The 23,229-nt window shown below is 73.7% G+C and carries 26 protein-coding genes and 1 other RNA gene; 14 read left to right on the forward strand and 13 right to left on the reverse strand.

The window, feature by feature from the left end; translation table 11 throughout:
- Positions 1 to 19: 19 nt before the first annotated feature.
- Both AC4OR8_RS15335 and AC4OR8_RS15340 read right to left on the reverse strand, forming a co-directional pair.
- Positions 20 to 328, reverse strand: a complete 309-nt coding sequence (locus AC4OR8_RS15335; protein ID WP_492166457.1) for an antibiotic biosynthesis monooxygenase family protein — start codon at positions 326 to 328, stop codon at positions 20 to 22.
- 9 nt (positions 329 to 337) lie between these two features.
- The gene (locus AC4OR8_RS15340) at positions 338 to 700 is read right to left on the reverse strand and encodes a hypothetical protein (protein ID WP_492166458.1); all 363 of its coding nucleotides are present in this window, start codon (positions 698 to 700) and stop codon (positions 338 to 340) included.
- A gap of 140 nt (positions 701 to 840) precedes the next feature.
- Between AC4OR8_RS15340 and AC4OR8_RS15345 the strand changes: the two genes are divergently transcribed.
- From AC4OR8_RS15345 to AC4OR8_RS15360, 4 genes are all read left to right on the forward strand, one after another.
- Positions 841 to 1,971, forward strand: coding sequence for a Nif3-like dinuclear metal center hexameric protein (locus tag AC4OR8_RS15345; RefSeq protein ID WP_492166459.1), 1,131 nt, complete (start codon positions 841 to 843; stop codon positions 1,969 to 1,971).
- Positions 1,968 to 2,708, forward strand: coding sequence for a zinc ribbon domain-containing protein (locus tag AC4OR8_RS15350; protein ID WP_492166794.1), 741 nt, complete (start codon positions 1,968 to 1,970; stop codon positions 2,706 to 2,708). Before AC4OR8_RS15345 ends, AC4OR8_RS15350 begins: the two co-directional genes overlap by 4 nt.
- Positions 2,705 to 3,916, forward strand: coding sequence for a bifunctional RNase H/acid phosphatase (locus AC4OR8_RS15355; protein WP_492166460.1), 1,212 nt, complete (start codon positions 2,705 to 2,707; stop codon positions 3,914 to 3,916). Before AC4OR8_RS15350 ends, AC4OR8_RS15355 begins: the two co-directional genes overlap by 4 nt.
- 65 nt (positions 3,917 to 3,981) lie before the next feature.
- Entirely contained in the window at positions 3,982 to 4,674 is a 693-nt protein-coding gene (locus AC4OR8_RS15360) for an MBL fold metallo-hydrolase (RefSeq protein ID WP_492166461.1), read from the forward strand.
- 3 nt (positions 4,675 to 4,677) lie between these two features.
- On the opposite strand, the gene yaaA is transcribed toward AC4OR8_RS15360, so the two are convergent.
- Positions 4,678 to 5,454: a peroxide stress protein YaaA gene (gene yaaA, locus AC4OR8_RS15365; protein ID WP_492166795.1), complete on the reverse strand. Its 777-nt coding sequence runs from the start codon at positions 5,452 to 5,454 to the stop codon at positions 4,678 to 4,680.
- Between the two features lie 23 nt (positions 5,455 to 5,477).
- On the opposite strand from yaaA, the gene AC4OR8_RS15370 reads away from it, so the two are divergent.
- On the forward strand, positions 5,478 to 6,932 hold the full coding sequence (locus tag AC4OR8_RS15370; RefSeq protein ID WP_492166462.1) for an RNB domain-containing ribonuclease: 1,455 nt from the start codon (positions 5,478 to 5,480) through the stop codon (positions 6,930 to 6,932).
- 262 nt (positions 6,933 to 7,194) lie between these two features.
- On the opposite strand, the gene AC4OR8_RS15375 is transcribed toward AC4OR8_RS15370, so the two are convergent.
- The 3 genes from AC4OR8_RS15375 to AC4OR8_RS15385 form a co-directional block, all read right to left on the reverse strand.
- Positions 7,195 to 7,482 (reverse strand): hypothetical protein, encoded by a 288-nt coding sequence (locus tag AC4OR8_RS15375; protein ID WP_492166463.1) that lies wholly within the window; start codon positions 7,480 to 7,482, stop codon positions 7,195 to 7,197.
- Positions 7,483 to 7,525: 43 nt separating this feature from the next.
- Positions 7,526 to 8,752: a glucose-1-phosphate adenylyltransferase family protein gene (locus AC4OR8_RS15380; RefSeq protein WP_492166464.1), complete on the reverse strand. Its 1,227-nt coding sequence runs from the start codon at positions 8,750 to 8,752 to the stop codon at positions 7,526 to 7,528.
- A gap of 189 nt (positions 8,753 to 8,941) precedes the next feature.
- Complete coding sequence (locus tag AC4OR8_RS15385) at positions 8,942 to 9,673, reverse strand: GAF and ANTAR domain-containing protein (protein WP_492166465.1); 732 nt, start codon at positions 9,671 to 9,673, stop codon at positions 8,942 to 8,944.
- A gap of 159 nt (positions 9,674 to 9,832) precedes the next feature.
- On the opposite strand from AC4OR8_RS15385, the gene AC4OR8_RS15390 reads away from it, so the two are divergent.
- From AC4OR8_RS15390 to AC4OR8_RS15405, 4 genes are read left to right on the forward strand one after another with little or no spacing between them, the layout of a single operon-like run.
- A complete protein-coding gene (locus AC4OR8_RS15390; RefSeq protein WP_492166466.1) occupies positions 9,833 to 10,777 on the forward strand; it encodes an ABC transporter ATP-binding protein in 945 nt (314 codons plus the stop codon).
- Positions 10,774 to 11,595: an ABC transporter permease gene (locus AC4OR8_RS15395; protein WP_492166467.1), complete on the forward strand. Its 822-nt coding sequence runs from the start codon at positions 10,774 to 10,776 to the stop codon at positions 11,593 to 11,595. Before AC4OR8_RS15390 ends, AC4OR8_RS15395 begins: the two co-directional genes overlap by 4 nt.
- A 20-nt stretch (positions 11,596 to 11,615) precedes the next feature.
- Entirely contained in the window at positions 11,616 to 12,734 is a 1,119-nt protein-coding gene (locus AC4OR8_RS15400) for a sensor histidine kinase (RefSeq protein WP_492166468.1), read from the forward strand.
- A complete protein-coding gene (locus AC4OR8_RS15405; RefSeq protein WP_492166469.1) occupies positions 12,731 to 13,348 on the forward strand; it encodes a response regulator transcription factor in 618 nt (205 codons plus the stop codon). Before AC4OR8_RS15400 ends, AC4OR8_RS15405 begins: the two co-directional genes overlap by 4 nt.
- A gap of 259 nt (positions 13,349 to 13,607) precedes the next feature.
- Here the strand turns inward: AC4OR8_RS15405 and AC4OR8_RS15410 are convergent, their stop codons facing one another.
- Positions 13,608 to 14,246: a hypothetical protein gene (locus tag AC4OR8_RS15410; protein WP_492166470.1), complete on the reverse strand. Its 639-nt coding sequence runs from the start codon at positions 14,244 to 14,246 to the stop codon at positions 13,608 to 13,610.
- A 39-nt stretch (positions 14,247 to 14,285) separates the two neighbouring features.
- On the opposite strand from AC4OR8_RS15410, the gene AC4OR8_RS15415 reads away from it, so the two are divergent.
- Entirely contained in the window at positions 14,286 to 14,546 is a 261-nt protein-coding gene (locus AC4OR8_RS15415) for a hypothetical protein (protein ID WP_492166471.1), read from the forward strand.
- Between the two features lie 610 nt (positions 14,547 to 15,156).
- On the opposite strand, the gene AC4OR8_RS15420 is transcribed toward AC4OR8_RS15415, so the two are convergent.
- Positions 15,157 to 16,497, reverse strand: coding sequence for a hypothetical protein (locus AC4OR8_RS15420; protein WP_492166472.1), 1,341 nt, complete (start codon positions 16,495 to 16,497; stop codon positions 15,157 to 15,159).
- A gap of 381 nt (positions 16,498 to 16,878) precedes the next feature.
- Positions 16,879 to 17,281, reverse strand: an RNA gene (rnpB, locus tag AC4OR8_RS15425) — RNase P RNA component class A.
- A gap of 27 nt (positions 17,282 to 17,308) precedes the next feature.
- On the opposite strand from rnpB, the gene AC4OR8_RS15430 reads away from it, so the two are divergent.
- Complete coding sequence (locus AC4OR8_RS15430; protein ID WP_492166473.1) at positions 17,309 to 17,746, forward strand: tetratricopeptide repeat protein; 438 nt, start codon at positions 17,309 to 17,311, stop codon at positions 17,744 to 17,746.
- A 145-nt stretch (positions 17,747 to 17,891) separates the two neighbouring features.
- Here the strand turns inward: AC4OR8_RS15430 and map are convergent, their stop codons facing one another.
- Positions 17,892 to 18,740 (reverse strand): type I methionyl aminopeptidase, encoded by an 849-nt coding sequence (gene map, locus AC4OR8_RS15435; RefSeq protein ID WP_492166474.1) that lies wholly within the window; start codon positions 18,738 to 18,740, stop codon positions 17,892 to 17,894.
- Positions 18,741 to 18,765: 25 nt separating this feature from the next.
- Here map and AC4OR8_RS15440 point away from each other — a divergent pair, with 25 nt between their 5' ends.
- Together AC4OR8_RS15440 and AC4OR8_RS15445 are read left to right on the forward strand one after the other, a co-directional pair.
- Entirely contained in the window at positions 18,766 to 18,978 is a 213-nt protein-coding gene (locus AC4OR8_RS15440; protein ID WP_492166475.1) for an SPOR domain-containing protein, read from the forward strand.
- 23 nt (positions 18,979 to 19,001) lie between these two features.
- Entirely contained in the window at positions 19,002 to 19,268 is a 267-nt protein-coding gene (locus AC4OR8_RS15445) for a hypothetical protein (protein ID WP_492166476.1), read from the forward strand.
- Between the two features lie 9 nt (positions 19,269 to 19,277).
- On the opposite strand, the gene AC4OR8_RS15450 is transcribed toward AC4OR8_RS15445, so the two are convergent.
- From AC4OR8_RS15450 to AC4OR8_RS15460, 3 genes are all read right to left on the reverse strand, one after another.
- Positions 19,278 to 20,525 (reverse strand): PQQ-dependent sugar dehydrogenase, encoded by a 1,248-nt coding sequence (locus AC4OR8_RS15450; protein ID WP_492166477.1) that lies wholly within the window; start codon positions 20,523 to 20,525, stop codon positions 19,278 to 19,280.
- A 62-nt stretch (positions 20,526 to 20,587) separates the two neighbouring features.
- Entirely contained in the window at positions 20,588 to 21,454 is an 867-nt protein-coding gene (gene panB, locus AC4OR8_RS15455; protein WP_492166478.1) for a 3-methyl-2-oxobutanoate hydroxymethyltransferase, read from the reverse strand.
- 99 nt (positions 21,455 to 21,553) lie between these two features.
- Positions 21,554 to 22,108 carry a VOC family protein gene (locus tag AC4OR8_RS15460; protein ID WP_492166479.1) on the reverse strand — a complete coding sequence of 185 codons (555 nt, stop codon included), beginning with the start codon at positions 22,106 to 22,108 and terminating at the stop codon, positions 21,554 to 21,556.
- 59 nt (positions 22,109 to 22,167) lie between these two features.
- Here AC4OR8_RS15460 and galE point away from each other — a divergent pair, with 59 nt between their 5' ends.
- Positions 22,168 to 23,199: a UDP-glucose 4-epimerase GalE gene (gene galE / locus AC4OR8_RS15465; RefSeq protein WP_492166480.1), complete on the forward strand. Its 1,032-nt coding sequence runs from the start codon at positions 22,168 to 22,170 to the stop codon at positions 23,197 to 23,199.
- The last annotated feature ends 30 nt before the right edge of the window (positions 23,200 to 23,229 follow it).

A 23,229-nucleotide genomic window follows, 5' to 3' on the forward strand; every position in this document is an offset into this window, starting at 1 on the left:
GCAGGCCAGCTCGGTCCCCTCAGACCGACGGCCACACGTCGAGCACGAGCTCGAACTCCAGCAGGTCGGCCCCCGACGACACGGGGTCGCGCCGCTCGCCGCCGTGCACGGCGGCCGCCGAGCCCTCCCGCCACGCGGTGAACGACAGGTCGTCGAGCCAGTGGGTGACCACGAAGTAGCGTTCCTCGCCGGCCACCGGCCGCAGCAGCTGGAAGCCGAGGAAGCCCGGCGTGCCGTCCATGCGGTGGGCGGCGGCGCCGAAGCGCTTCTCGAGCTCGGGGCCGGCCTGCGGCGGGACGCTGATGGCGTTGATCTTCACGACGGACATGCCGCGAGCCTAGACGCGCCCGTCGGCGTCGACGCCGGGCTCCGGCCGGGAGCGGCTGCTCACGGCCCGGACGAGCAGTCGCCACGTGACGGCGTGCAGCACGACGTTGCCGGCCGCGGAGGCGACGACGAGGGCGACCGTGCCGGGGTCGGTCACGTCGCCGGCACCCCACGAGACCCACGACCAGGGACTGCCGAGGGCGCCGAGGGCCGCCAGGGCGATCGCCGCGCCGAGCAGGGTGTCGGGCATGCCGGGGTCGGCGCCGACGAGGGCGACGACGAACCAGCAGGCCAGCAGCACGACGAGGCCGGCGTGGACGCCGACGACGGCGCGGGCGGTGGAGCGGAGGGTGACGCCGGGGGAGGAGGTCATGCTCCGAGCCTGGCGGCGCGGGCGCCGCGGCGGATGCGTCGTCGTACTCAGGTCGGCGCCGGGTTAATCTCGCGGCCATGCCCACGCCCGTGCCTCCGACGCCAGCACCACCGCCGCACGCACCGACGACGTTGGGTGACGTGGTCGACCTGGTCCACGGGTGGTACCCGCCGGGCACCGCCGACGACTGGGACGCCGTGGGGCTCGTGCACGGCGACCTCGAGGCGCCGGTGCGGCGGGTGATGCTGGCCGTCGACGCCACCGGGGCCGTGGCCGACGAGGCCGCAGCGTGGGGCGCCGACCTGCTGCTGGTGCACCACCCGCTGTTCCTGAAGCCGGTGCACGGGTTCACCACCGCGACCCCCAAGGGCCGCACGCTCACGACGCTGGCGCGCGCGGGCTGTGCGCTGCTCACCGCCCACACCAACGCCGACCAGGCGGAGGGCGGGGTGTCGGAGGCGCTGGCCGCCGCCATCGGCCTCACCGGCTGCGCCCCCCTGCGCCCGGCCCCCTCGACGCCGCTCGACAAGCTCACCGTCTACGTGCCGGCCGACGACGCCGACCGCGTGCGGGCCGCGCTGGCCGCGGCCGGCGCGGGTTCGGTGGGCGACTACGAGCACGCGTCGTTCTCCTCGGTGGGCGAGGGACGCTTCCGGCCGTTGCCGGGGGCCAACCCGGCGATCGGCACGGTGGGGGAGTTCGAGATGACCTCCGAGGTCAACATCGAGGTGGTGATGCCCCGCGAGCTGCGCACCCCCGTGGTGCGGGCGATGCTCGCGGTGCACCCCTACGAGGAGGTGGCCTTCGACGTCGCCGAGATCGCCGACGCCGGTGTCGCCACCACCGGCACCGGGCGCATCGGGTCCCTCGCCCCGACGACGCTGGCCGACCTGGCCCGCGCGGTGGCCTCGGCGCTGCCCCCCACTGCGCAGGGCGTGCGGGTGGCCGGCGACCCCGACCGCGTCGTACGACGGGTGGCGGTGTGCGGCGGCTCGGGCGACTTCCTGCTCGACGACGTGCGCCGCACCGACGCCGACGCCTACCTCACCAGTGACCTGCGCCACCACCCCGCGTCGGAGTTCGTGGAGCACGGCGGCCCCGCGCTGCTCGACGTCGCCCACTGGGCCGCGGAGTGGACGTGGCTGCCCGTGGTGGAGGAGCGTCTGCGCACGGCGCTGGGCGATAGGATCACCACCCGCGTCAGCACCACCTCGACCGACCCCTGGACGTTCCGCAGCGACCGTCCCGACCCCACCGGGAGCACCCCCTGAAAGCCGACCCGTCCGCCCAGCTCCGGCTCCTCGACGTCCAGGAGCTCGACTCCCGGGCCGACCTGCTGCGCCACCAGCGCGACCACCTCCCCGAGCTCGCCCAGATCGACCTGCTGCGCGCCCAGCGCAAGGAGGTCGACGACCAGGCCCGCGACGCCCGCATCCTGGTCAGCGACCTCACCACCGAGCAGGTGAAGGTCGACGCCGACGTGGAGCAGGTGAAGGCCCGCCGCACCCGCGACCGCGACCGGATGGACCAGGGCCTGGTCGGTGCCAAGGACCTGGAGCGGATGAGCCAGGAGCTGGTCTCCCTCGAGCGGCGCATCACCAGCCTCGAGGACGACGAGCTCGAGGTGATGGAGCGGCTCGAGGCCGCCCAGGGCATGCTCGACGCCTTCACCGCGCAGCTCGACGAGATGGACGGCCGGCTCGCCGGGCTCGGTGCCACCGCCCAGGAGAAGACCGGCGCGATCGAGGCCCAGCTCGTCGACGTCGAGGCCCAGCGCGGTCCCTCGCTCGACGGCATCCCCGAGGACCTGCTGGCCCTCTACGAGAAGCTGCGGGGGCAGAAGAACGGCGTGGGCGCGGCCGCGCTGCGCCAGCGACGCTGCACCGGCTGCCAGCTCGGCATCGACAACGCCGAGCTCGCCGTGATCGCCTCCTCACCGGCCGACACCGTGGTGCGCTGCGAGGAGTGCTCGCGCATCCTCGTGCGCACCCCCGAGTCGGGGCTGTGAGCACCGAGCCCGAGACGGGCTCCGGCACGGCGCCGCGACGCGTCGTCGTCGAGGCCGACGGCGGCTCGCGGGGCAACCCCGGCCCGTCGGCGTACGGCGCGGTGCTGAAGGACGCCGAGACCGGCGCGGTGATCGCCGAGGACGGCACGGCCATCGGTCACGCCACCAACAACGTGGCGGAGTACTCCGGGCTCATCGCCGGGCTCCGCCTGGTGGCCGACCTGGCGCCGGGCGCCGAGGTCGAGGTGCGGATGGACTCCAAGCTGGTGGTCGAGCAGATGTCGGGGCGCTGGAAGATCAAGCACCCCGACATGCGACCGCTGGCCGCCGAGGCCGGGCGGCTGGCACCGGCGGGCACGACGTACACGTGGGTGCCGCGCGAGCGCAACGGGCACGCCGACCGGCTGGCGAACGAGGCGCTCGACGGGCTCCGCGACGGGGTCACCTCCGCGGACGGCGCCGGCAGCGGCGACTCGCTGGTGGAGGAGCTGGAGAGCCCGGCGCCGCCGGCGCGCGGGTGGGCCGGGGCCGGTGGCCCGCCGACCACGCTCGTGCTGGTGCGCCACGGGGTGACCGTGCACACCGCGGCCAAGCGGTTCTCCGGCGGGCTCGGTGGCGACAACCCGGGGCTGAGCGACGAGGGCCGCGCGCAGGTGCGCGCCGCCGCCGACTGGCTGGCCGCCCTGGGCGACCGCGTCGACGCCGTCGTGGCCTCGCCGGTGCGACGCACGCAGGAGTCGGCCGCGATCGTCGCGGAGCGGCTGGGCCTGGCTGTCGAGGACGAGCCGGGCTTCGCCGAGATGGAGTTCGGCGCCTGGGACGGGCTGACGTTCGCCGAGGTGGCGCAGCGCGACCAGGTCGGGCTCGACGCCTGGCTCGGGTCGCTCGACGTCCCGCCGCCGGGCGGGGAGTCGTTCGCCGCGGTGCAGGAGCGGGTGCTGGCCGGGCTCGGCCGGGTGCTGGCGCGGCACGCCGGTCGCACGGTGGTGGTGGTCAGCCACGTGACGCCGATCAAGACGCTGGTGGCCCACGCCCTCGACGCGCCGCTGGGTGCGGTGTTCCGCATGGAGCTCTCGCCCGCGTCGGTCTCGGTCGTCTCGTTCTACCCCGGTGACGCCCCGGGGGCCGCGCCCCGCGGCTCGATGCGCCTCTACAACACGCTGCCGCCCGGTGACGGCGGCGGGGCGCTCGACCCCGCGCACTGGTAGCCCCACGGTTCCGCCCGCAGCGGACGGACACCCCGGCGGCGTCGGCGGCCCCTACGGTGACGGGCATGAGGATCGACGACGTCCGCCGTCTCCCGCTGGGCACCTTCGTGCGTCCCGCCGAGGAGACCGGCACCGGCCGGCCCCGCGTCGAGGCCGTGCTCGCCTACGTCGTCCGCACGTCGGCCGGGGTGCTGCTGCTCGACACCGGGATGGGCGAGGCCGGGGCCGAGGTCGAGGCGCACTACCGCCCGCGGCGGGTGCCCCTGCCGCAGGCCCTGGGGCGCGTCGGGCTGAGCGTGGCGGACGTCGACCTGGTCGTGAACTGCCACCTGCACTTCGACCACGTCGGCGGCAACCGCCAGCTGGCCGGACGTCCGGTGCTCTGCCAGCGCGCCGAGCTCGAGGCGGCCCGCACGGAGGGCTACACGGTGCCGGCCCTCGTCGACTTCCCGGGCGCCACCTACGAGCTGCTCGACGGTGAGGCGGAGCCGGCCCCTGGGGTCCTGGTGGTCCCGACGCCGGGTCACGTGGCGGGCCACCAGAGCGTGGTGCTGGTCTGCGACGACGGCACGGTGGTGCTGGCCGGGCAGTCGCACGACGCGGCGTCGGACTGGTCGGCCGACGTCCTGGCCGCCCGTGCCGTGGCCCTGGGCCACCAGGAGCCGCTGCCCCGCCCGAGCCCGTGGATGACGCGCCTGCTCGAGCTCGACCCGCGGCGGGTGCTCTTCGCCCACGACGCCGCGGTGTGGGTGCCCTAGGTCTCAGGTCTGTGACACCACGACGTCGAGCCGGGTGCCCTGGGCGCCCGGGTCGGCCACCTCGACGGTCCAGCCGAGGTCGCGCAGCGCCTCGGCGAGGCGGGCCGGGGTGCGGGGGCGGGCGCCGTCCTCGAGCAGGGCGCGCACGAGGCGGCCCTTGGTGGCCTTGTTGAAGTGGCTCACCACCGTGCGGACGCCGCCGCCCGACTCGTGCAGCACCCGCACGGTCGCCACGCGGGGGGCGAGGTCGGCGCCCGGGCGCCAGAAGGCGGCGTAGGTGGAGGAGCGCAGGTCGACCAGCAGCCCGCCGCCGACCGCCTCGGTGACCGCGGGCCCGAGGGCCGCACGCCAGGTGGCGGCGATCGACCCGAGGCCCGGCAGGGTGGCGTCGCCGGAGAGCCGGTACGCCGGGATGCGGTCGGTCGGGCGCACCATGCCGAAGACGCTGGAGACCACCGCGAGGCGGGTGGCGGAGCGGCGTCGGGCGGCCGACGACAGGGTGGCGACGTCGAGGGCGTCGTACACGACCCCGGCGTAGACCCGGTCGGCGCGCGCGGTGGGGGAGTCGCGCAGGCGGCGGTCGAGGTCGACGAGGTCGAGCTGGGTGGGGCCGAGGCCGAGCACGCCGGCGGCCACGGCGGGGTCGCCGGAGCACAGGTCGACCACGGCGTCGACGACCCGGCGGCGGGTCTCGGTCAGCGAGGGTGACGACAGCCCGGAGAGGTCGAGCGGGGCGCCACGGCGCGGGGCGGTCTTGCCCTCGCTGGGCGGCAGCAGCATCAGCACGCCGCTATGGTGCACGCATGCCGAGCAACCGCGTGGTCCGGGTCCGATCCAGCGACGACGGGGTGGCCGCCGCCCAGCTGCGCAGCGGCATCGAGCAGGTGCGCGCCGAGCTCGAGGTGGTCGCCGAGTTCCCGCCCGAGGTCGAGGCGGCCGCCGTGGCCGCCGCCGCCGCGCCCCGCCTGCCCACGCTCGACCGCACCGACCTCCCGTTCGTCACCATCGACCCCGAGGGGTCGCGCGACCTCGACCAGGCGCTCCACCTCGAGCGCGGCGACGACGGCGGCTTCGTCGTGCACTACGCGATCGCCGACGTCGCCGCGTTCGTCACCCCCGGCGACCCGGTCGACCTCGAGGCCCACCGCCGCGGCGAGACGCTCTACGGCGCCGACTCCAAGATCCCGCTGCACCCCAAGGCGATCAGCGAGGACGCCGGCTCGCTGCTGGCCGACCAGGTGCGCCCGGCGCTGCTGTGGACGATCCGGCTGACCGCCGAGGGCGAGCGCACCGACGTGGTGGTGGAGCGGGCGCTGGTGCGCTCGACCGCCCAGCTCACCTACGAGCAGGCCCAGACGATGATCGACGACGGCAGCGGCGTGGAGTCGCTGCGGCTGCTCGCCGAGCTGGGTCCGCTGCGCCTCGCGCGCGAGGCCGCCCGCGGCGGGGTGTCGCTGCCGCTGCCCGAGCAGGAGATCGACGTCGACGGCGACACGTGGCGCCTGGAGTTCCGCGAGCTGCTGCCGGTGGAGGAGTGGAACGCCCAGCTGTCGCTGCTCACCGGCTTCGCGGCGGCCGCCCTGATGGTCTACGGCCGCGTCGGGCTGCTGCGCACCCTCCCGCCGCCCGACCCGCGGGACGTGCAGCGGCTCCACCGCACCGCTCGGGCGCTCGGGATCGCCTGGCCGGCCGAGCAGCTCTACCCCGACTTCATCCGCTCGCTCGACCCGTCGGTGCCGGCGCACGCCGCGATGGTGGTGGCGAGCACCCGGCTGCTGCGCGGCAGCGGCTACGTCGGCTTCGACGGCGAGGTGCCGGCGATGCCGCAGCACGCCGCGCTGGCCTCGGAGTACGCCCACGTCACGGCGCCGCTGCGCCGCCTCGGTGACCGGTACGCCGGCGAGGTGTGCGTCGCGCTGTGCGCGGGTGAGGACGTGCCGGAGTGGGTGCTGGCCCGCCTCCGCGAGCTGCCCGCCACCCTGAAGCGCTCGGCGACGCAGGCCAACCGCTACGAGCGGGCACTGGTCGACCTGGTCGAGGCCGGGGTGCTGGCCGGCCGCGTGGGCGAGGAGCTCGCCGGTGTCGTGGTGGCCGTCGACGAGGAGCAACCGACCCGCGGCACGGTCGTCGTGGCCGACCCCGCCGTGGAGGCGCGGGTCACCGCGACCGGGCCGCTGCCGCTGGGCGCCGACGTCCGCGTGCGGTTGGTCGAGGCCGACCTGGCGACGCGGCGGGTGGCCTTCGAGCTGGTGGAGTGACGCGGCCGGGGTCCGGGCCCGCGGCGGGCTGACGTGCGCCGACCCCCGGGGCCCGCGGCGGCCATGGCCGGGGGGTGCTGGGCCGCGCGGCGGGCCCCTGGGGGTCGTCGCCCCCACGATGGCGCGGCGCGGCGTGGCCGCGGAATCCTCCGATCGGACATTTCCGGGCGTGGTCGGGCCAGGGGTGCACCGGCCCGCCCCGGGTCACGCCCGGGGCGGGCTGCTCGGTGTCCGGCCAGGACCGGTCAGGGCCGCACCGGGGTCACACCTCGCGCGGGGGGCGGGTGTAGTCGTCCGGCTCGCTGTCGATCATGAACGACCGGTCGGCCTTGAGCTTCTCGATCATCCGCTCGAGCCAGGCCTCGTCGGCGGTCTCGATGTCGCGCTCGGCCAGCTCGTTGCGCAGGTAGGTCAGCAGGTCGGTCTCGCCGATCGCGTGGGCGACGGACGTCGCGTCCACGGCTGCCTGCAGGTCGGCGTCGTAGGTGGCCACGGTGGGGTTCCTCTCGTCGGTGGGGCCGTCGGACGACGGCTCCGGGGGGTGGTGCACGGGCTGGTCGGTGCTGATCGGGGGTGGTGCGGGGGCGTGGTGCTCAGGCGGTGGTGCCGGGTTCGAGCCGCGACCCGGGCTCCAGGGTGACGCCGGGCCCGACCGTGCAGTCGCGGCCGATGAGCGTGACGTGGTCGGGGTGGGGGTCACCGGGCCGGGGGGTGCCGACGACGGCGTCGGCGCCGACGATGGTGCCGGTGTCGACGATGGCGCGGTGCACCTGGGCGCCGGCCTCGACGGTGACGTCGCGGAAGACGACGCTGTCGGCCACCAGGGCGCCGGCCTCGACGACGACGCCGGGGCCGAGCACGCTGCGGTGCACGGCACCGGCGACCCGGGCACCGGGGCTGACCAGGCTGTCGCGGACGTCGCAGCCCTCCAGCAGGCGGGCGGGGGAGCGCTGGGGCTGCCGGGTGAGGATCGGCCAGTCGTCGCGGCCGAGCACGTCGAGGTCGTCGGTCAGCAGGTCCTGGTGGACCTGCAGGTACTTGTGCGGCTTGCCGAGGTCGCGCCAGTAGCCGTCGAGGGCGAACGCGCGCGTGCGGCCGCGCTCCACCAGGCGGGGCACGAGGTGGTCGCCGAAGTCGTCGAGCCCGCTGTCGCCGGCGGGGCTGTCGGCGCCGACCTCGCGGTGCAGCTCCTCCAGCACCTCCACGAGCACCACGGGGTCGTAGGCCACCACCTCGGTGGCGACCACGTCGCAGGCCGGCTCGTCGGGCTTGTAGGCGAAGCCGGTGACCAGGCCGTCGTCGTCGGCCTCGACCACCGCGTGGTCGCCGGCCTCCTCGATCGGCACCGTGCTGGTCACCAGGGTGCACTCCGCGCCGGCGGCGAGGTGGGCGTCGACGACGTCCATGTAGTCGAGGGTGTAGACGTGGTCGGCGCTCATCACCAGCACGACGTCGGCGCCGAAGTCGGCCACCTGACGGCGGATGCGGAAGAGCCCGTCGGCGTTGCCGCGGGCGAAGCCCTCCTCGTCGAGGCTGCCGGTGCCCTCCTCGGGCAGCAGCAGGCGCAGCCCGCCCTTGCTGCGGTCGAGGTCCCAGGGGCGGCCGTTGGCCACCTCCTCCTCGAGCGTGGAGCCCTGGAACTGCAGCGAGAGCCACACGTCGCTGATGCCGCTGTGGGTGAGGTTCGACAGCGGGAAGTCGACGAGCTGGAAGACGCCCCCGACGGGCAGCGCGGGCTTGGCGCGCTCCCGCGTGAGGACGTCCATGCGACCGCCGGCTCCACCGGCCTGGACGATCGCGAGGACCCGGCGCCTGCTCATGCCTCATCCAAGCACGTCGTGGGCCCGGTCACGGGGGCGGGCGCGGGGGGAAGCAAGGTCACGGGGTCTCCCTGGACGTGCGTCGGTGGGCCGGTGGTCCACCGGCGGCGCCCCGGTACCCCGCGCGGCTGCTCGCCACCGCGGACACCGTGGTCGTCGTGGTCGTTGCCCCCGGGGCCGGACCCGGGCTCAGTCGACGTCGTCGGGGTCCGCCGGCCTCGGCAGCTGCGGCAACGAGCCGTCGTTGACCAGGGCCTCGGCCACGTCGCGCACCTTGGTCTCCGTCTGCCCCGCGAGGCGCACGAGGACGCCGAACGCACGGTCGGGCGAGAGCCGGTAGCGCTCCATGACGATCCCGGTGGCCTGACCGAGGACGGTGCGCGAGGCCAGCGCGGAGCTGAGGTTGTCGAGCTTGTGCACCGCCGTCACCGCGATCGCCATGTGGGCCGCCAGCGCCAGCCCGTCGAGCCGGTCCTCCTCGGCGAAGGCGTCCTTGGGCCGGCCGAACAGGTTCAGCACCCCGAGGACGTCCTTGTGGGTGAACAGCTGGAACGACAGGGCGCTGCGCATCCCCGTCTCCTCGACGACGCGGGGACCCCAGACCGGCCACCGGGCGTCGTGGGCGAGGCTGGGGCTGTAGATGGTCGTGCGGTCCCACAGGGAGTCGAGGACCGGGCCCTCCTTGAGCTCCTGCTGCAAGTTGTCGGCGACCAGCACCGCGGGGTCGCTCGGCGCGTGCGACTCCACCCGGCCGCGGCGACGCGCGATGGTCAGCCCGGCGGCGTCGCAGCCGGGGATGTGGGTCAGCGCCAACGAGACGGCGGTCTCGTAGGTCTCCTCGGGAGCCTGCTGGTCCTCGAGGTCGCGGGCGGCTGCCGACATCCACTCCGAGATGTTCTCGCTGTCGAGTCCGTCAGTCATGGCGCCAGCATCCCACTGCGCGGCCCGGACGTGGCACACCCGGCCGAGGGGGACCCGGGCGCGGCCGCGGCCGCACGGCGCGGACCCCTGACACCTGTCACCCCGAGACCGTGACGCGCGAGCGAGGTGCCGGCCACGCGTCGCGGCCACGGTGGAGGCATGACGACCACCACCCCGGCCGACGCCCGACGGCCCTCCCTCGCGCCCGGCCCACCCGCCCTGCTCCTCTCCGGCGTCACCCGCAGCTTCGGCGGCGTCCAGGCCGTGCGCGGCATCGACCTGCGGGTCGAGCCCGGCGAGGTCGTGGCGTTCCTCGGGCCCAACGGGGCCGGCAAGACCACGACCCTCGACCTGGTCCTCGGGCTGGGCCGCCCCACGAGCGGCACGGTCGAGGTGGTGGGCCTCCAGCCGCGCGACGCGGTGGCCCGCGGGCTGGTGTCGGCGGTCATGCAGTCCGGCGGCCTGCTGAGCGACCTCACCGTGCGCGAGACCGTGCAGTACGTCGCGAGCCTCTTCCCGCACGCGCTGCCGGTCGAGGCCGTGATGGCGGACGCCGGCGTCACCGCCCTCGCCGACCGCGTCGTCGCCACGTGCTCGGGCGGCGAGCAGCAGCGGCTGCGCGTGGCCCTGGCCCTGCTGCCCGACCCGGCCCTGCTGCTGCTGGACGAGCCGACCACCGGGATGGACGTCGAGGCCCGGCGGTCGTTCTGGTCCACCGTGCGCCGCGACGCCGAGCGCGGCCGCACCGTGGTCTTCGCGACCCACTACCTCGAGGAGGCCGACCAGTACGCCGACCGCATCGTGCTGGTGAGCCAGGGGCTGGTCGTCGCCGACGGCACCAGCGCCGAGGTCAGGGCGCTGGCCTCGGGGCGCGTCGTCCGCGCCACCCTGCCGGCCCCGTCGTCCGCCGTGCTCGCGGCCATCGCGGACGTGCCCGGCGTCGAGTCCGTGGAGGTCCGCGGCGAGCACGTCCTGGTCGGCACCGACGACAGCGACGCCGTCGCCCGTCACCTCTACACCCGCACCACCGCCCACGACCTCGAGATCACCGCGCGTGGCCTCGAGGACGCCTTCCTCGACCTCACCACGGAGCGTGCCCGATGACGACCGCCACCAGCCCCCGCCCGACCGGCGACCCGACCGGAGACCCGACCGGGCGCCGGGCTGATCGTGACGTCCCCTCGATGGGCGGGTTCAGCCCGACCGTCCTGCGCCTGGAGCTGCGTCGGATGCTGCGCAACAAGCGCACCCTGTTCTTCAGCCTGGTCTTCCCCGCGGCGCTGTTCCTCTCCTTCGGCAGCCAGTCTGACTGGGACCACTCGGTCGGCAACGGCAACGTCGCCGCGTACGTCATGGTGTCGATGGCCCTGTACGGCGCTGCGCTGATCGCGGCGACCGCCGGCGCGTCGGTGGCCACGGAGCGGGCGCTGGGCTGGTCGCGCCAGCTGCGGCTGACGCCGCTGCACCCAGCGGCGTACGTCGTGACCAAGGCGCTGGTCGCCCTCGCCCTCGGCACCGTCGCGATCACCGCGGTCAACCTCGTGGGGGTGGTGCAGGGCAAGCCCTCGATGTCGCTCGGCACGTGGCTCGCGTGCGCCGTGCTCACGTCGTCGTGCGTCCTGGTGTTCGCGGCGCTGGGGGTGTTCGTCGGCTACCTGGTGCCCGGGGAGAACGCGATGCAGGTGCTCAGCCCCGGGCTGGCGATCCTGGCCTTCCTCGGCAACGTGTTCGTCCCGATGGACGAGGGCTCGGTCGTCCACCGGATCGCGGAGTGGACGCCGATGTTCGGGGTGGCCGAGATCAGCCGCGCCCCGCTGACCGGCGACCTGGCGTGGGGCGCGGTGCCGAACGCGGTGGCGTGGCTGGTGGTCTTCCTGCTCGGCGCCGCGTGGTGCCTGAGCCGCGACACCGACCGCGTCTGAGCGGCACTACGGTGACCAGCGTGAGCAGCAGGACCGACCAGGCGCCCCCCGGCGGCACCGTGGCCCGGGCCGCGCCGTTCCTGGCCGGCATCTGGCTGTTCTTCCTCCTCGAGCCCCTCACCGACGCCTGGGCCGACCGTGCCGAGCTGCGCGGGCTGCTCGGGATCGCGACGACGCTGGTGTTCGCCTGCGTGTACCTGTCGTTGTGGCTCGGCGAGCGTGGGCGGGAGATGCGGGACCGTCCTGAGCGGTCCCGGGCGCTCGCCCACCTCGGGGTGCAGACCGCGCTCGGCGCGGCGACGGTCGTGCTCGTCGGCCCCTCCGGTGCCGCGTGCTCGCCCTTCATCGCGGTCGGCGCGGTGATGGTGCTGCCGGTGCGGCTGGCAGGGCCCGTGGTCGCCGTGCTCGTCGCGGCCGACGTGGTGCTCTACCGGGCCACCGGCTCCGGCAGCCCCGTCGGCCTCGTCTTCGCCGTGCTGGCCGCGTCGGTGGCGGTGCTCAGCGTGCGCGCCGTCGTCTCGCGCAACCACGAGCTGCTGCGGGCCGAGGAGGAGAACGCCGACCTCGCGGTCGAGAACGAGCGCAGCCGCTTCGCACGCGACCTGCACGACATCCTGGGCCACTCCCTGACCGTGATCACCGTGAAGGCCGAGCTCGCCGGGCGGCTGCTCGACGCCGGAACGCCCGAGGCCGCCGCGCGCGCCCGGGGGGAGGTCGCCGACCTCGAGCGGCTCAGCCGCGACGCGCTCGCCGACGTGCGCCGCGCGGTGACGGGCTACCGCACCGTCACCCTGCCCGAGGAGCTGGTCCGCGCGCGGATGGTGCTGGAGGCCGCCGGCATCTCGGCCGTGCTGCCCGGCTCGGTCGACGATGCGCCCTCCGAGGCCCGCGAGCTGTTCGCCTGGACGGTGCGCGAGGGCGTCACCAACGTCGTGCGGCACTCCCGCGCCCGCACGTGCGAGGTGCGGCTCTCCGCGGTGGCCGCGGAGGTGCGCGACGACGGCGTCGGCGCGGGGTCGGCGTCCGACGACCTCGGGTCGGGGCTGCTGGGCCTGCGGGAGCGCGCGGCCGCAGCGGGTGCGACGGTCGTGACCGAGCGGCTCTCACCCGGCTTCTCGCTGCGGGTGGTGCTCGGATGAGCGCCGGCCCGATCCGGCTGCTGCTCGCCGACGACCAGGCACTGGTGCGCGGCGCGCTGTCGGCCCTGCTCGGCCTCGAGCCCGACCTGACGGTGGTCGCCGAGGTGGGCGCGGGCGACGAGGTCGTCCCCGCCGCCCTGGCGCACCTGCCCGATGTCGCCCTGATCGACGTGGAGATGCCGCGCATGGACGGCATCGCCGCCACGGCCGCCCTGCGTGCCGCCCTGCCGGCCACGCGGGTGCTCGTCGTGACGACGTTCGGGCGGCCCGGCTACCTGCGGCGGGCGATGCAGGCCGGCGCCTCCGGGTTCGTCGTCAAGGACACCCCCGCGGCGCAGCTGGCCGACGCCGTACGGCGGGTGCACGCCGGCCTGCGCGTGGTCGACCCGACGCTCGCGGCCGACAGCCTGGCCGCAGGGGAGTCGCCGCTGAGCCCCCGCGAGACCGAGGTGCTGCGAGCGGCCCGCGGCGGCGCGCCGGTGGCCGCACTGGCGCGGCAGCTGAGCCTGTCGGAGGGCACGGTCCGCAACCACCTCTCCGCGGCCATCGGCAAGACCCTCGCTGCCAACCGGGCCGAGGCGCTCCGGGTCGCCGAGGACAACGGCTGGCTCTAGTCGGTCGACTGCCGCGCGGCTCGCCGCAGCAGTTGTCGCCAGTTTCGCACCCACAGCGGGGAGGGGGCGAGAGCATCCTCCGCCCCGCCGCCCGTGCGGTCGTCCAAGCTTCGCGTCACCGGCTCGTCATCCGCTTGAGTGGCGCGGGTGTCGATGCCCAGGTACCACCGCCCCGAGCAGGGGCGGGGTCGTCGCACTCACGGCGATCGCCCTCTCCTTGCCTGGCAGACTCACGCCGACAGGCGGCGCAGTGACGCACCTACTCTCGATGAGGCCTGCTTGTGAGTGATCGGTTGGCAGCCTCGCATTCGACCGAGGCCGTTGCTATGTCATTGAGGCGACCTTCCCGGGCCGCGGCCCGGATGGTGGATCTGAGCCGCCGAATGTAGAACTCGGAGTCCTCTGAGAACATCCAGAAGCCGAGGTCGACGCTTCCTCGCCACCGACTGGTGCTTCGTTCCCATCGATCGAGGTCTCCGTGCAGATACGAGCCGTAAATCAGGTCTTCGAGGACTTCGGTCAGACTTCGCCGCGCGTCGCCGCCCTCATCAACCTGCACTTTGGTGCCGATCGCTCGAAAGTCATCAGACCACCGCTCGAGGGCAACCGCGTCCACTGGGTCCCTTAGGCAGTTCCGGAACGCGACCAGCACCTTGTCGGCTCGGACGTGATCGTGCCGTCCGAGCACGAACTTGCGGAGCGCCATCGCTCTGACAATGCGGTGCCATCGCTCGGTATCGTTAGCAGGGTTCTCCGGGAGCAACTCGAACGAGGTAACCGAGACTGGGAACGCGGCACCCAGACGGTCGTACTCCTCTACGAGTTGGCAAAACAAGCCGAGCAGTTGGGGGTCTGGAGGCGTTGGCCGCCCAGCGCTGGCGGTGCTTCGGTCAGCCATCAGCGAATCCTCCTTACTCCCTCAGCGGATAGTCGGCTCGTGGTGACGCTCGGAGCCAATCACTTGCCCTGCGAGGATCGGCAGTTCGATCCGCAGCCCCTCAACGTTATTCTTCACGCAAGCCTTCACGACGAGCAGTCCGGCGCTACCGTGCGCCAGCTCGCGGAGGAAGTACGCTACAGCGACTTTGCCGAGGGTGCGGTCGCTACTGGACTCGCCATCTACGAAGCATCAATCGGCGCGTGCGTTAGCGCGACGGACGCGGCCACTCGGTCCGATGCGGAATACCTTCTGCGCTGATGAACGAGACGGACGCAGTCGTCGCATGGAGGTTGCCGTCTGCGTCGGCGTATCGCATGCGCAGGGTCCGCCCCCAACGTCGCTGGTCGGCTCCCGCTAGCACCGGATGGACCATCTCGAGATGACGCGTGGGCCCTTCGAGATGTTGGCCACGAACCCGCCGCACGTCGACTGGAAAGACAACATCCAGTTCGATCGAACTGATTGGGAAACGGCCAGGATTGTCGACGAAGAAGTCGTACCGCCAGAGGGCGAATCCGTCGGAATCAGCTTCGCCCGGCCTAGGAGCTTCTAATGGATGCCAGGACGCACATACTCCGGCGCTCTCCAGTTTGCGTTGCTGAGCGGCATCCACGCTGCCCTGTCGCAACTGCCATGCCGTGGCCATGAGGCCGACTCCAGCGAATGCGGCGGAAGCGGTTGCTGGCCAGTCCGTCATCGTGGCTCCTCCGTGTTTGCGCCAACAGACCGTAGCGTGCTCGAGGGAGGCACGCGCCCGCCGGTCGTTCTCGCCCTATCTCACTCGCGGCGGAATGTCCCGCTGGAAGATGCGGCGGCGACTCGCCCCCTGCGGTCCGGTCCGCGGGGCGATCTCGCGCAGTTGTGGCCCTCATCCATCGCGACCCGACGCGTCTTCCGCGTCTTCCGCGTGGAGTTTGTTTCTGATCCTCTGCATGGGGTCCGCCTCGGCGATGCCCCACGCCTGGAAGATGGGTCGGTACGACATCAGCGCCATCTGGTCATACGGCTCGTATTCCGGCTCCCCTATGACGATCGCGCCGTCGGCGTCGCGTGTGAAGGGCGCGAGGGCTGTCAGGGTGCGCCCATCGCGCGTGAGGCCCGTGACCTGAAGAGCCTCGCCGCGGTCGGGCTGGTTGCGGGCAGCCACATACTCGCCGGAGAGAAACTGCTCCTTCGTGGGGCCCTTGCCCGTCCACATCTCGCTGATGTACAGGAAGCCGTCCGCGTTGCGCATCCGTACGCGGTTCGCCATCTCGCGCATCGAGAGCATCTTCCCGGCCTGATCGCCGTACGACGTTGCCTGCATGTCGACCACATCCTTGCCACGGAAGAACCAGGCAACCTGCGCCGCATCGCCGTCCTTCACCAGCATGCGAGAGGCCAGCCGGAAAAGTCCGGGCACACGCGCGATAGCGTCACCATCCGGGTGGTCCTTCAGGTCCACCCCGTACTTCTCCGCGGCCTTCTCCGCCTTTTCGCGATTGAGCTCGATGCGTCGGAACTCGCGCGTGTAGGGCGTCAAGGAGCCGAGGTCAAAGTCAGCGCTCCGAGTGTCGACGCCCGTCCAGGTGCAGTCGAGCGGGTACTCCAGGGCGGCGACGACGCAATCGCGCTTACGGGCGTCGAGGTTGCATTCGGTGACCCCTGCGGCAGCGTGCGCGGCGCCGAGCACCTCCACGAGTTCGCCGTACGCATGATCCGCGGCGTCCAGCAGTTCCCAGTCCGGGAGCAGCCGGTCGACCCAACGACGCTCGATCGTGAGTGTCGATTCGCCTTCCGGGTAGGGCGGCACGCCCTTGCGAAGCAGCATCGCCGCGATGTCCACGGGGCGCTCACGGGGTGGGACGTGGAGGACCTGCTCCCCGCCATTCAGCCAGTCGAAGGTCATGGTCAGTCGCGCAGTTGAGAGCAGTTCGAGGTCCGCCTCTTTAACAATCCGGTTGCGTGCCTTGACGACCCAGCCCATGACCGGGTCCGGCTTCACCGCGGCCTGCCACTTCGGGTACCAGGCGTCGAAGTCTGGGAGGTCGGCCTTCTGCTTCTGAAGGAGCCACGTGACGTTGCGGAGGGCTTGGATCAGGGCGTTCAACGCGAGGCGAAAGCCCTCGGGCTCCATGTAGTCGTCGAGCGCCGCGTGCCAGTGATCGTGACAGTCCATCAGCCGTCGGTGTGCTGAGGGCACCGGGCAAGAGGAGGAAAAGGAACTCACCGAGCGACCCTACGCCGTCGGCCGGCGTACGACCTCGCGGGTTTCTTCTCGCTCGGTAAGGCTGGGTTGAGACTTGTCGTCGTCCAACTAGTTCCCAATGTTCGGCGCCTAAGTCATCGGGGCCCGAAGGCAATCTGTGCGTGGCGAGTCGTAGAGGGGGGATGCGGCGCTCGCTGCGTGACCGGCACGCCGGAGGGCGTCCGTACACCGTTGGCGGTGCGCGCGCGGCCCGAGCCCACCGTATCGGCGCCGGGCTTCTTGGCGGATCAGGGTGTGACCCGGAACCACGGTTGATTCGCGATGAGGCTTGAGCTGCGGACCCGGCGCGGACGCGGACTGCGGCGATGTCACAACCTCGCATCTGCAGGCCTAGCCCGGGTGCGGACGGGCTGGCCTGTAGGCCGGGTTCTGTCCCGGAGCCTCGCGGCCCCGGGGGCGACCATCCATCTACGACTGCCGTTGCCGACAGCCTCCAGCGGTCTACCCGCGCACTCGGGCGGGTCACCCTCGAACGTGCGCGCATGCGGGGCCGTGGCCCTGCACTTCTTGACCTTGCTCCAGGTGGGGTTTGCCGAGCCAGCCCGGTCGCCCGGGCCGCTGGTGGTCTCTTGCACCACCGTTTCACCCTTGCTCCGCCCGGCCGAGGCCGGTCGGGGCGGTCTGTTCTCTGTGGCACTGTCCCGCGGGTCACCCCGGGTGGGCGTTACCCACCACCTCGCCCTGTGGAGCCCGGACCTTCCTCGGCGCCTCCCGGAGGAGACGACGCGGTCGCCCGGCCAGCCCGTCCGCGAGGAGAACGTACCGTGGCGGGGTGCCCGACGACGAGCTGAAGCCCCCACCCCTCGTGTTCCCCGGCCAGACCGGCGCCGAGTCCGCCTACCGCGTCGCCCACGACCTGCTCGCGCGCCGAGCGCCGGTCGAGGCGCTCGCGGTGCTCGAGCCGGCGCTGGAGCTCGACCCGCGCAGCTCCGGCCTGCGGTCGCTGCGGGCGTGGGCGTACCTGATCCGCGCCCAGCTCGGCCGGGCCGAGGCCGACCTGCGCGAGCTGGTGGAGGAGACACCCGACGACATCTGGGCGCGCCACGCCCTCGGCCGGGCGCTCGAGCGGCAGAGCCGGCTCTCCGACGCGCTGCCCCACCTGCGGCTCGCGGCGGTGATGTCGGGCGACCCCGAGCACGAGGTCGCCGTGCTCCGCGTCGAGCGGCGCCTCGCCGAGACCGGCGAGCGGTCCTTCGACGACCTCACCTGACCTCGTCGAGCCCCTGGCCGCAGGGGTGGGTGGGCCGGTGAGGGTGGTCTCGACGACGCTCGCTGGCGCTCGCTGCTCGACCGGCGGGCGGCGCGGACGGCGCTCGCTGCTCGACCAACGGGGCGGCGCCCGACCGGCGGGTGGGTCAGGGGTGGGTGAGCACCTCGGCGCCGTCGGGGGTGACCAGCAGGGTGTGCTCGAACTGCGCGCTGCGGCGCTTGTCGCGGGTGGTGACCGTCCAGCCGTCGTCCCACATGTCCCACTCGTGGGTGCCGAGGTTGAGCATCGGCTCGATGGTGAAGGTCATCCCGACGTTGATCACGTCGTCGTGGTGGGGGTCGTCGTAGTGGGGGACCACTAGGCCGGAGTGGAAGTGGGTGCCGATGCCGTGGCCGGTGAACTCCCGCACCACGCCGTAGCCGAACCGGCGGGCGTAGGTCTCCACCACGCGGCCGACCACGTTGATCCGGCGTCCGGGCCGCACCGCCGCGATCGCCCGGTCGAGGGCCTCGCGCGTGCGCTCCACCAGCAGTCGCGACTCCTCGTCGACGTCGCCGGCGAGGAACGTGGCGTTGGTGTCGCCGTGCACGCCGTCGAGGAAGGCGGTGATGTCGATGTTGACGATGTCGCCGTCCTCGACGACGCGGGAGTCGGGGATGCCGTGGCACACGACCTCGTTGACGCTCGAGCACAGCGACTTCGGGAACCCGCGGTAGCCCAGCGTCGAGGGGTAGGCGCCGTGGTCGCAGAGGAACTCGTGACCGAGGCGGTCGAGCTCGTCGGTGGTCACCCCCGGCGCCACCGCGGCGCCCACGACCTCCCGGGCCTGCGCGGCGAGCCGGCAGGCCGCACGCATCCGCTCGATGGTGTCGGCGTCCTTGACCTCGCTGCCCTCGAACGGTGCCGGGGCCGGCCGGTCGACGTACTCCGGGCGGGGGATCGACGCCGGGACGGCGCGGCGGGGGCTGATGGACGCGGGAGCCACGGGAGTCACGGGGGACGAGTGTAGTTTCGCCCCCATGGCCGACGAGGAGTACTGGTACAACGTCAAGCAGCGCCGGGTCGAGACGTCCGCGGACCTCAGCCCCAGCAAGGACCGGCTCGGGCCGTTCGCCAGCCGGGCCGAGGCCGAGCGGGCCCTGGAGCGGGCCCAGGAGCGCAACGAGGCCTGGGACGGCGACCCCGCCTGGAACGACGACGCCCCGGGCGCCGCACCCGACGCGGACCGCTGAGCGTGGTCCGGCCGGGCCGGCCGGTGCGCCGCGACGACGCCGCCTCGCCGTGGCCCTTCGTCGGCATGGCCGGCATGGCCGCGGTGTTCTTCCTGTACGCCGCCTCGGGCCCCGTCACGCCGTGGTGGGCGCAGGTGCTGCTGCTGGGCGTCTGGGCCCTCCTGCTGCTGGTGGCCGCCGCGTGGTGGACCCTCCACCCCACCTGGGTGCCGTGGGTGCCGGTGGTGGGGTTCGTGGTGCTGTTCCTCACCGTCGTCGCCGGGGCGGCCTGGTGGGGCTGGGCCGACTGACCGGCCGGCTCAGCCCGCAGCGGGCCGCACCCGCAGCACGACGTCGCGACCGTCGCCGTTGTCGGTGGTGAGCAGCAGCGCGCCGCCCGGCGCCTGCACCACCTGACGGATGCGGCCGTGGCGCTGCAGCGACTCAGGGGCACGCACCCGCTGCAGCCGTCCGTCGGCGTCGAAGGTCAGGAACAGCACCTCGGTGTCCTTGAGGACGCCGACCGCGAGGGCGCCGCGCAGGGCGCCCCACTGCTGCCCGGCCACGAACGACGCGCCGCTGGTGGCCACGGTCGACGACCCCGAGCGCCAGCGTGCCGCGACCTGGCGCCCCGGCAGCGACCGGTCGGTCATCGGCACGCTCTCGTCGTAGCCCGGCACCGGGTTCCAGCCGTAGTCGCCGCCGGCGCGCAGCCGGTTGACCTCGTCGTCGCGGTAGCTGCCCTGCTCCACCGACCACAGCGAGCCGTCGCGGCGCTGGGCCAGGCCCTGCACGTTGCGGTGGCCGTAGGTCAGGAGGTAGCGCTTGCGCACCGAGTCGCTGCGCACGAAGGGGTTGGCGGGCCACGGCTCGCCGGTCATCCGGTCGAGGCGCAGCGTCTTGCCGCCCAGGGAGCGCAGGTCGCGCGGGTTGGTGCCGACCGCGGCGTCGCCGGTGCCGACGACCAGGGAGCCGTCGCGGGCCACCAGCAGCCGGCAGCCGCCGTGGCGACCCGACGTCGCGGGCAGCCCCCGCAGCAGCACCCGGGCCCGGGTCGCGGTGGTGGCGGCGTCGTCGAGGCGCCACGCCACCACCCGCACGTCGTGCCCGCCGTCGCCGGTGGTGCCGCCCTGGCAGGTGTAGAACCGGCCGTTGTCGGCGAACCCGGGGTCGACCTCGAGGCCCATCAGGCCGGTCTCGCCGGAGACCCACACGTCCTCGGAGGGGAAGTCGACGTCGCGGGTGACGCCGTCCTCGACCACCGTCAGGGCCGCCCGGTCGCGCTGGGTGACCAGCAGCCGCCCCTGGCCGATCGAGCGCACGTCCCAGGGGTGGTCGAGGCCGCCGGCCACCTCGGTGACCCGGAGCCGCGGCACGGCCCGCGCCGGCGCCGTGTCGGTGTCCGGCGCCGCGGTGCGGACGTCGGTCGCCGATCCGGTCGGCACGTGGGTGGCGGCGCCGGCCGGGCCGGCAGGGCCTGTCGGCCCGACCAGCGTGGCGGCGAGCAGGGCGGTGGCGCCGGTGGCGAGCAGCCGTCGGGCGCGGGGGGTGCGGGGTCCGGTGCGCATGCGGCCACGCTACGTCGGCGCGTCGACTTCGAGGAGGGGCCGGTCGGCCAGAACCGGCCGGCTCAGAACGTGTGCTCGGGCCCCGGGAACGCGCCGGACCGCACGTCGTCGGCGTACGCCCGCGCGGCCTGCAGCATCACGTCGTGCAGGTCGGCGTACTGCTTGACGAAGCGCGGCATCCGCCCGGTGCGCAGGCCCATGGCGTCCTGCCAGACCAGCACCTGGCCGTCGCAGCCGGCGCCCGCGCCGATGCCGATGGTCGGGATGCGCAACGTGCGGGTCACCTCGGCGGCGACGTCCCCGGGCACCATCTCCATCACCACCGCGAACGCGCCGGCATCCTCGACCGCGCGGGCGTCGGCCAGCACCCGGGCGGCGGTGTCGCCGCGGCCCTGCACGCGGTAGCCGCCGAGGGTGTGCTCGCTCTGGGGCGTGAAGCCGATGTGGGCCATCACCGGCACCCCGCCACGGGTCAGCAGCTCGATCTGGGGCGCCATCTCGGCGCCGCCCTCGAGCTTCACGCAGTGGGCGCCACCCTCCTTCATGAAGCGCACCGCGGTGTCGTAGGCCTGCTGCGGCGAGCCCTGGTAGGACCCGAACGGGAGGTCGCCGACCACGAGCGCGCGCCGCGTGGAGCGCGCGACCGCGCGGGTCAGCGGCAGCAGCTCGTCGACGGTCACCGGCAGCGAGGTCTCGTTGCCGAAGACGTTGTTCGAGGCGCTGTCACCGACGAGCAGCACCTCGATGCCGGCCTCGTCGAAGGTCTGCGCGGCGTACTGCTCGTAGGCGGTGAGCATGCTGAAGCGCTCGCCGCGCTCCTTCATCTCGCGCAGGTGGTGGGTGCGCACCCGCCGCGCGGGGGCCGGCGCGGGGGCGGTGGGGCCGGCGCCGTACGGCGCGGGCTCCTCGGGGGTCGGCTGCGTGCTCATGGTCGAGCTCCTGGTGACGGGATCTCGCGGCTCCCTGGTGGAGTCCACGGACTGCTCCCAGGCTAGGGCCGGGCGGGGGTGCCGGCGGTGTGGCGGTCCTCACCCGCCGGCGGTCCCGGCAGGGGCGTCGGCGGAGGCACCGGCAGGGGTGCCGGTCGCGGCGTCGGCGGCGGCCTCGAGGTCGGCGACCACGATGCGGCGCATGCCGAGCATCGCCTGCGTGGCCGCCGCGGCACGCGCCGGGTCGGGGTCGGTGACCAGCTCGTAGAGCCGGTCGGGGACCACCTGCCACGACAGGCCGAACCGGTCGCGCAGCCACCCGCACATCGACTCCTGGCCCCCCTCGGCGAGCCGGTCCCAGTAGTGGTCGACCTCGGCCTGGTCGCGGCAGGCGATCGCGAACGACACCGACTCGGTGAAGCCGGCGTGGGCGGGGCCGCCGTTGATGCCGCGGAAGGTGAGGCCGTCGAGCACGAACTCGCCGGCCATCACCGCGCCGGGCTGCCCGGGACCGGCGTCGGGGTAGCGGGCGAGGTGGCCGATGCGCGAGCGCGGGAAGACGTCGACGTAGAAGGTCGCGGCCTCCTCGAGGTCGTCGTCGAACCACAGGCAGGGGCTGATCGATCCGCTGGCGGATCCGGGGGAGAGGGTCATGCTGCTCCGACCGGCCCGGCGCCTCGGACTCATCGCCCGGCGCCGATAAGGTCGCCGCCATGCGCGTCCTCGTCTCCGGCGGTGCCGGCTACATCGGGTCCCACACCGTCCTCGCCGTGGTGGAGGCCGGCCACGACGTGGTGGTGGTCGACGACTTCTCCAACTCCAAGCCCACGGTGGTGGCGCGGCTCGAGGCGCTGACCGGGCGGCACGTGCCGGTGCACGCCTTCGACCTCACCGACGTCGACAAGACCAGCCACCTCTTCGAGCTCGAGCACATCGACGCCGTCATCCACTTCGCCGGGTTCAAGGCGGTGGGGGAGAGCGTCGAGAAGCCGCTGGAGTACTACCGCAACAACCTCGACTCCACCTTCGCGCTGGCCGAGGCGATGCGCCGCCACGACGTGCGCCGGCTGGTGTTCTCCTCCTCGGCCACCGTGTACGGCGACCGCGCCACCCTGCCGTTCCGCGAGGACCACCCCGACATCTCCTGGGTCAGCCCCTACGGCAACACCAAGATCATGATCGAGCAGGTGCTCACCGACGTCGCGCGGGCGACCCCGGGCCAGAAGGTGGCGCTGCTGCGCTACTTCAACCCCGTGGGGGCGCACCCCTCGGGCACCCTCGGCGAGGACCCCCAGGGCATCCCGAACAACCTGATGCCGTTCATCGCGCAGGTCGCGGTCGGGCGGCGCGACAAGCTCAGCGTCTTCGGCGACGACTACCCCACCGCCGACGGCACCTGCGAGCGCGACTACATCCACGTGATGGACCTCGCCGCGGGCCACGTGGCCGCGCTCGAGCACCTCGACGACATGGCCGAGCCCGCCCGGGCCTTCAACCTCGGCACCGGCACCGGCACCAGCGTGCTGGACCTCTTCCACGCCTTCGAGCGCGCGGTGGGCCACGAGCTGCCCTACGAGGTGGTGGGCCGGCGCGCCGGCGACCTGCCCCGCATGTACGCCGACCCCACCCGCGCCCGCGAGGAGCTCGGCTGGGAGGCGACGCGCACGGTCGAGGAGATGTGCGCCGACACCTGGCACTGGCAGCAGCTCAACCCGCACGGCTACCCCGACGGCACCGAGGCCTGAGCGCCCGCGCCGCCGGGGTGCGGCGTCCCT

It is taken from the genome of Nocardioides sp. FY1077 (assembly GCF_058681775.1).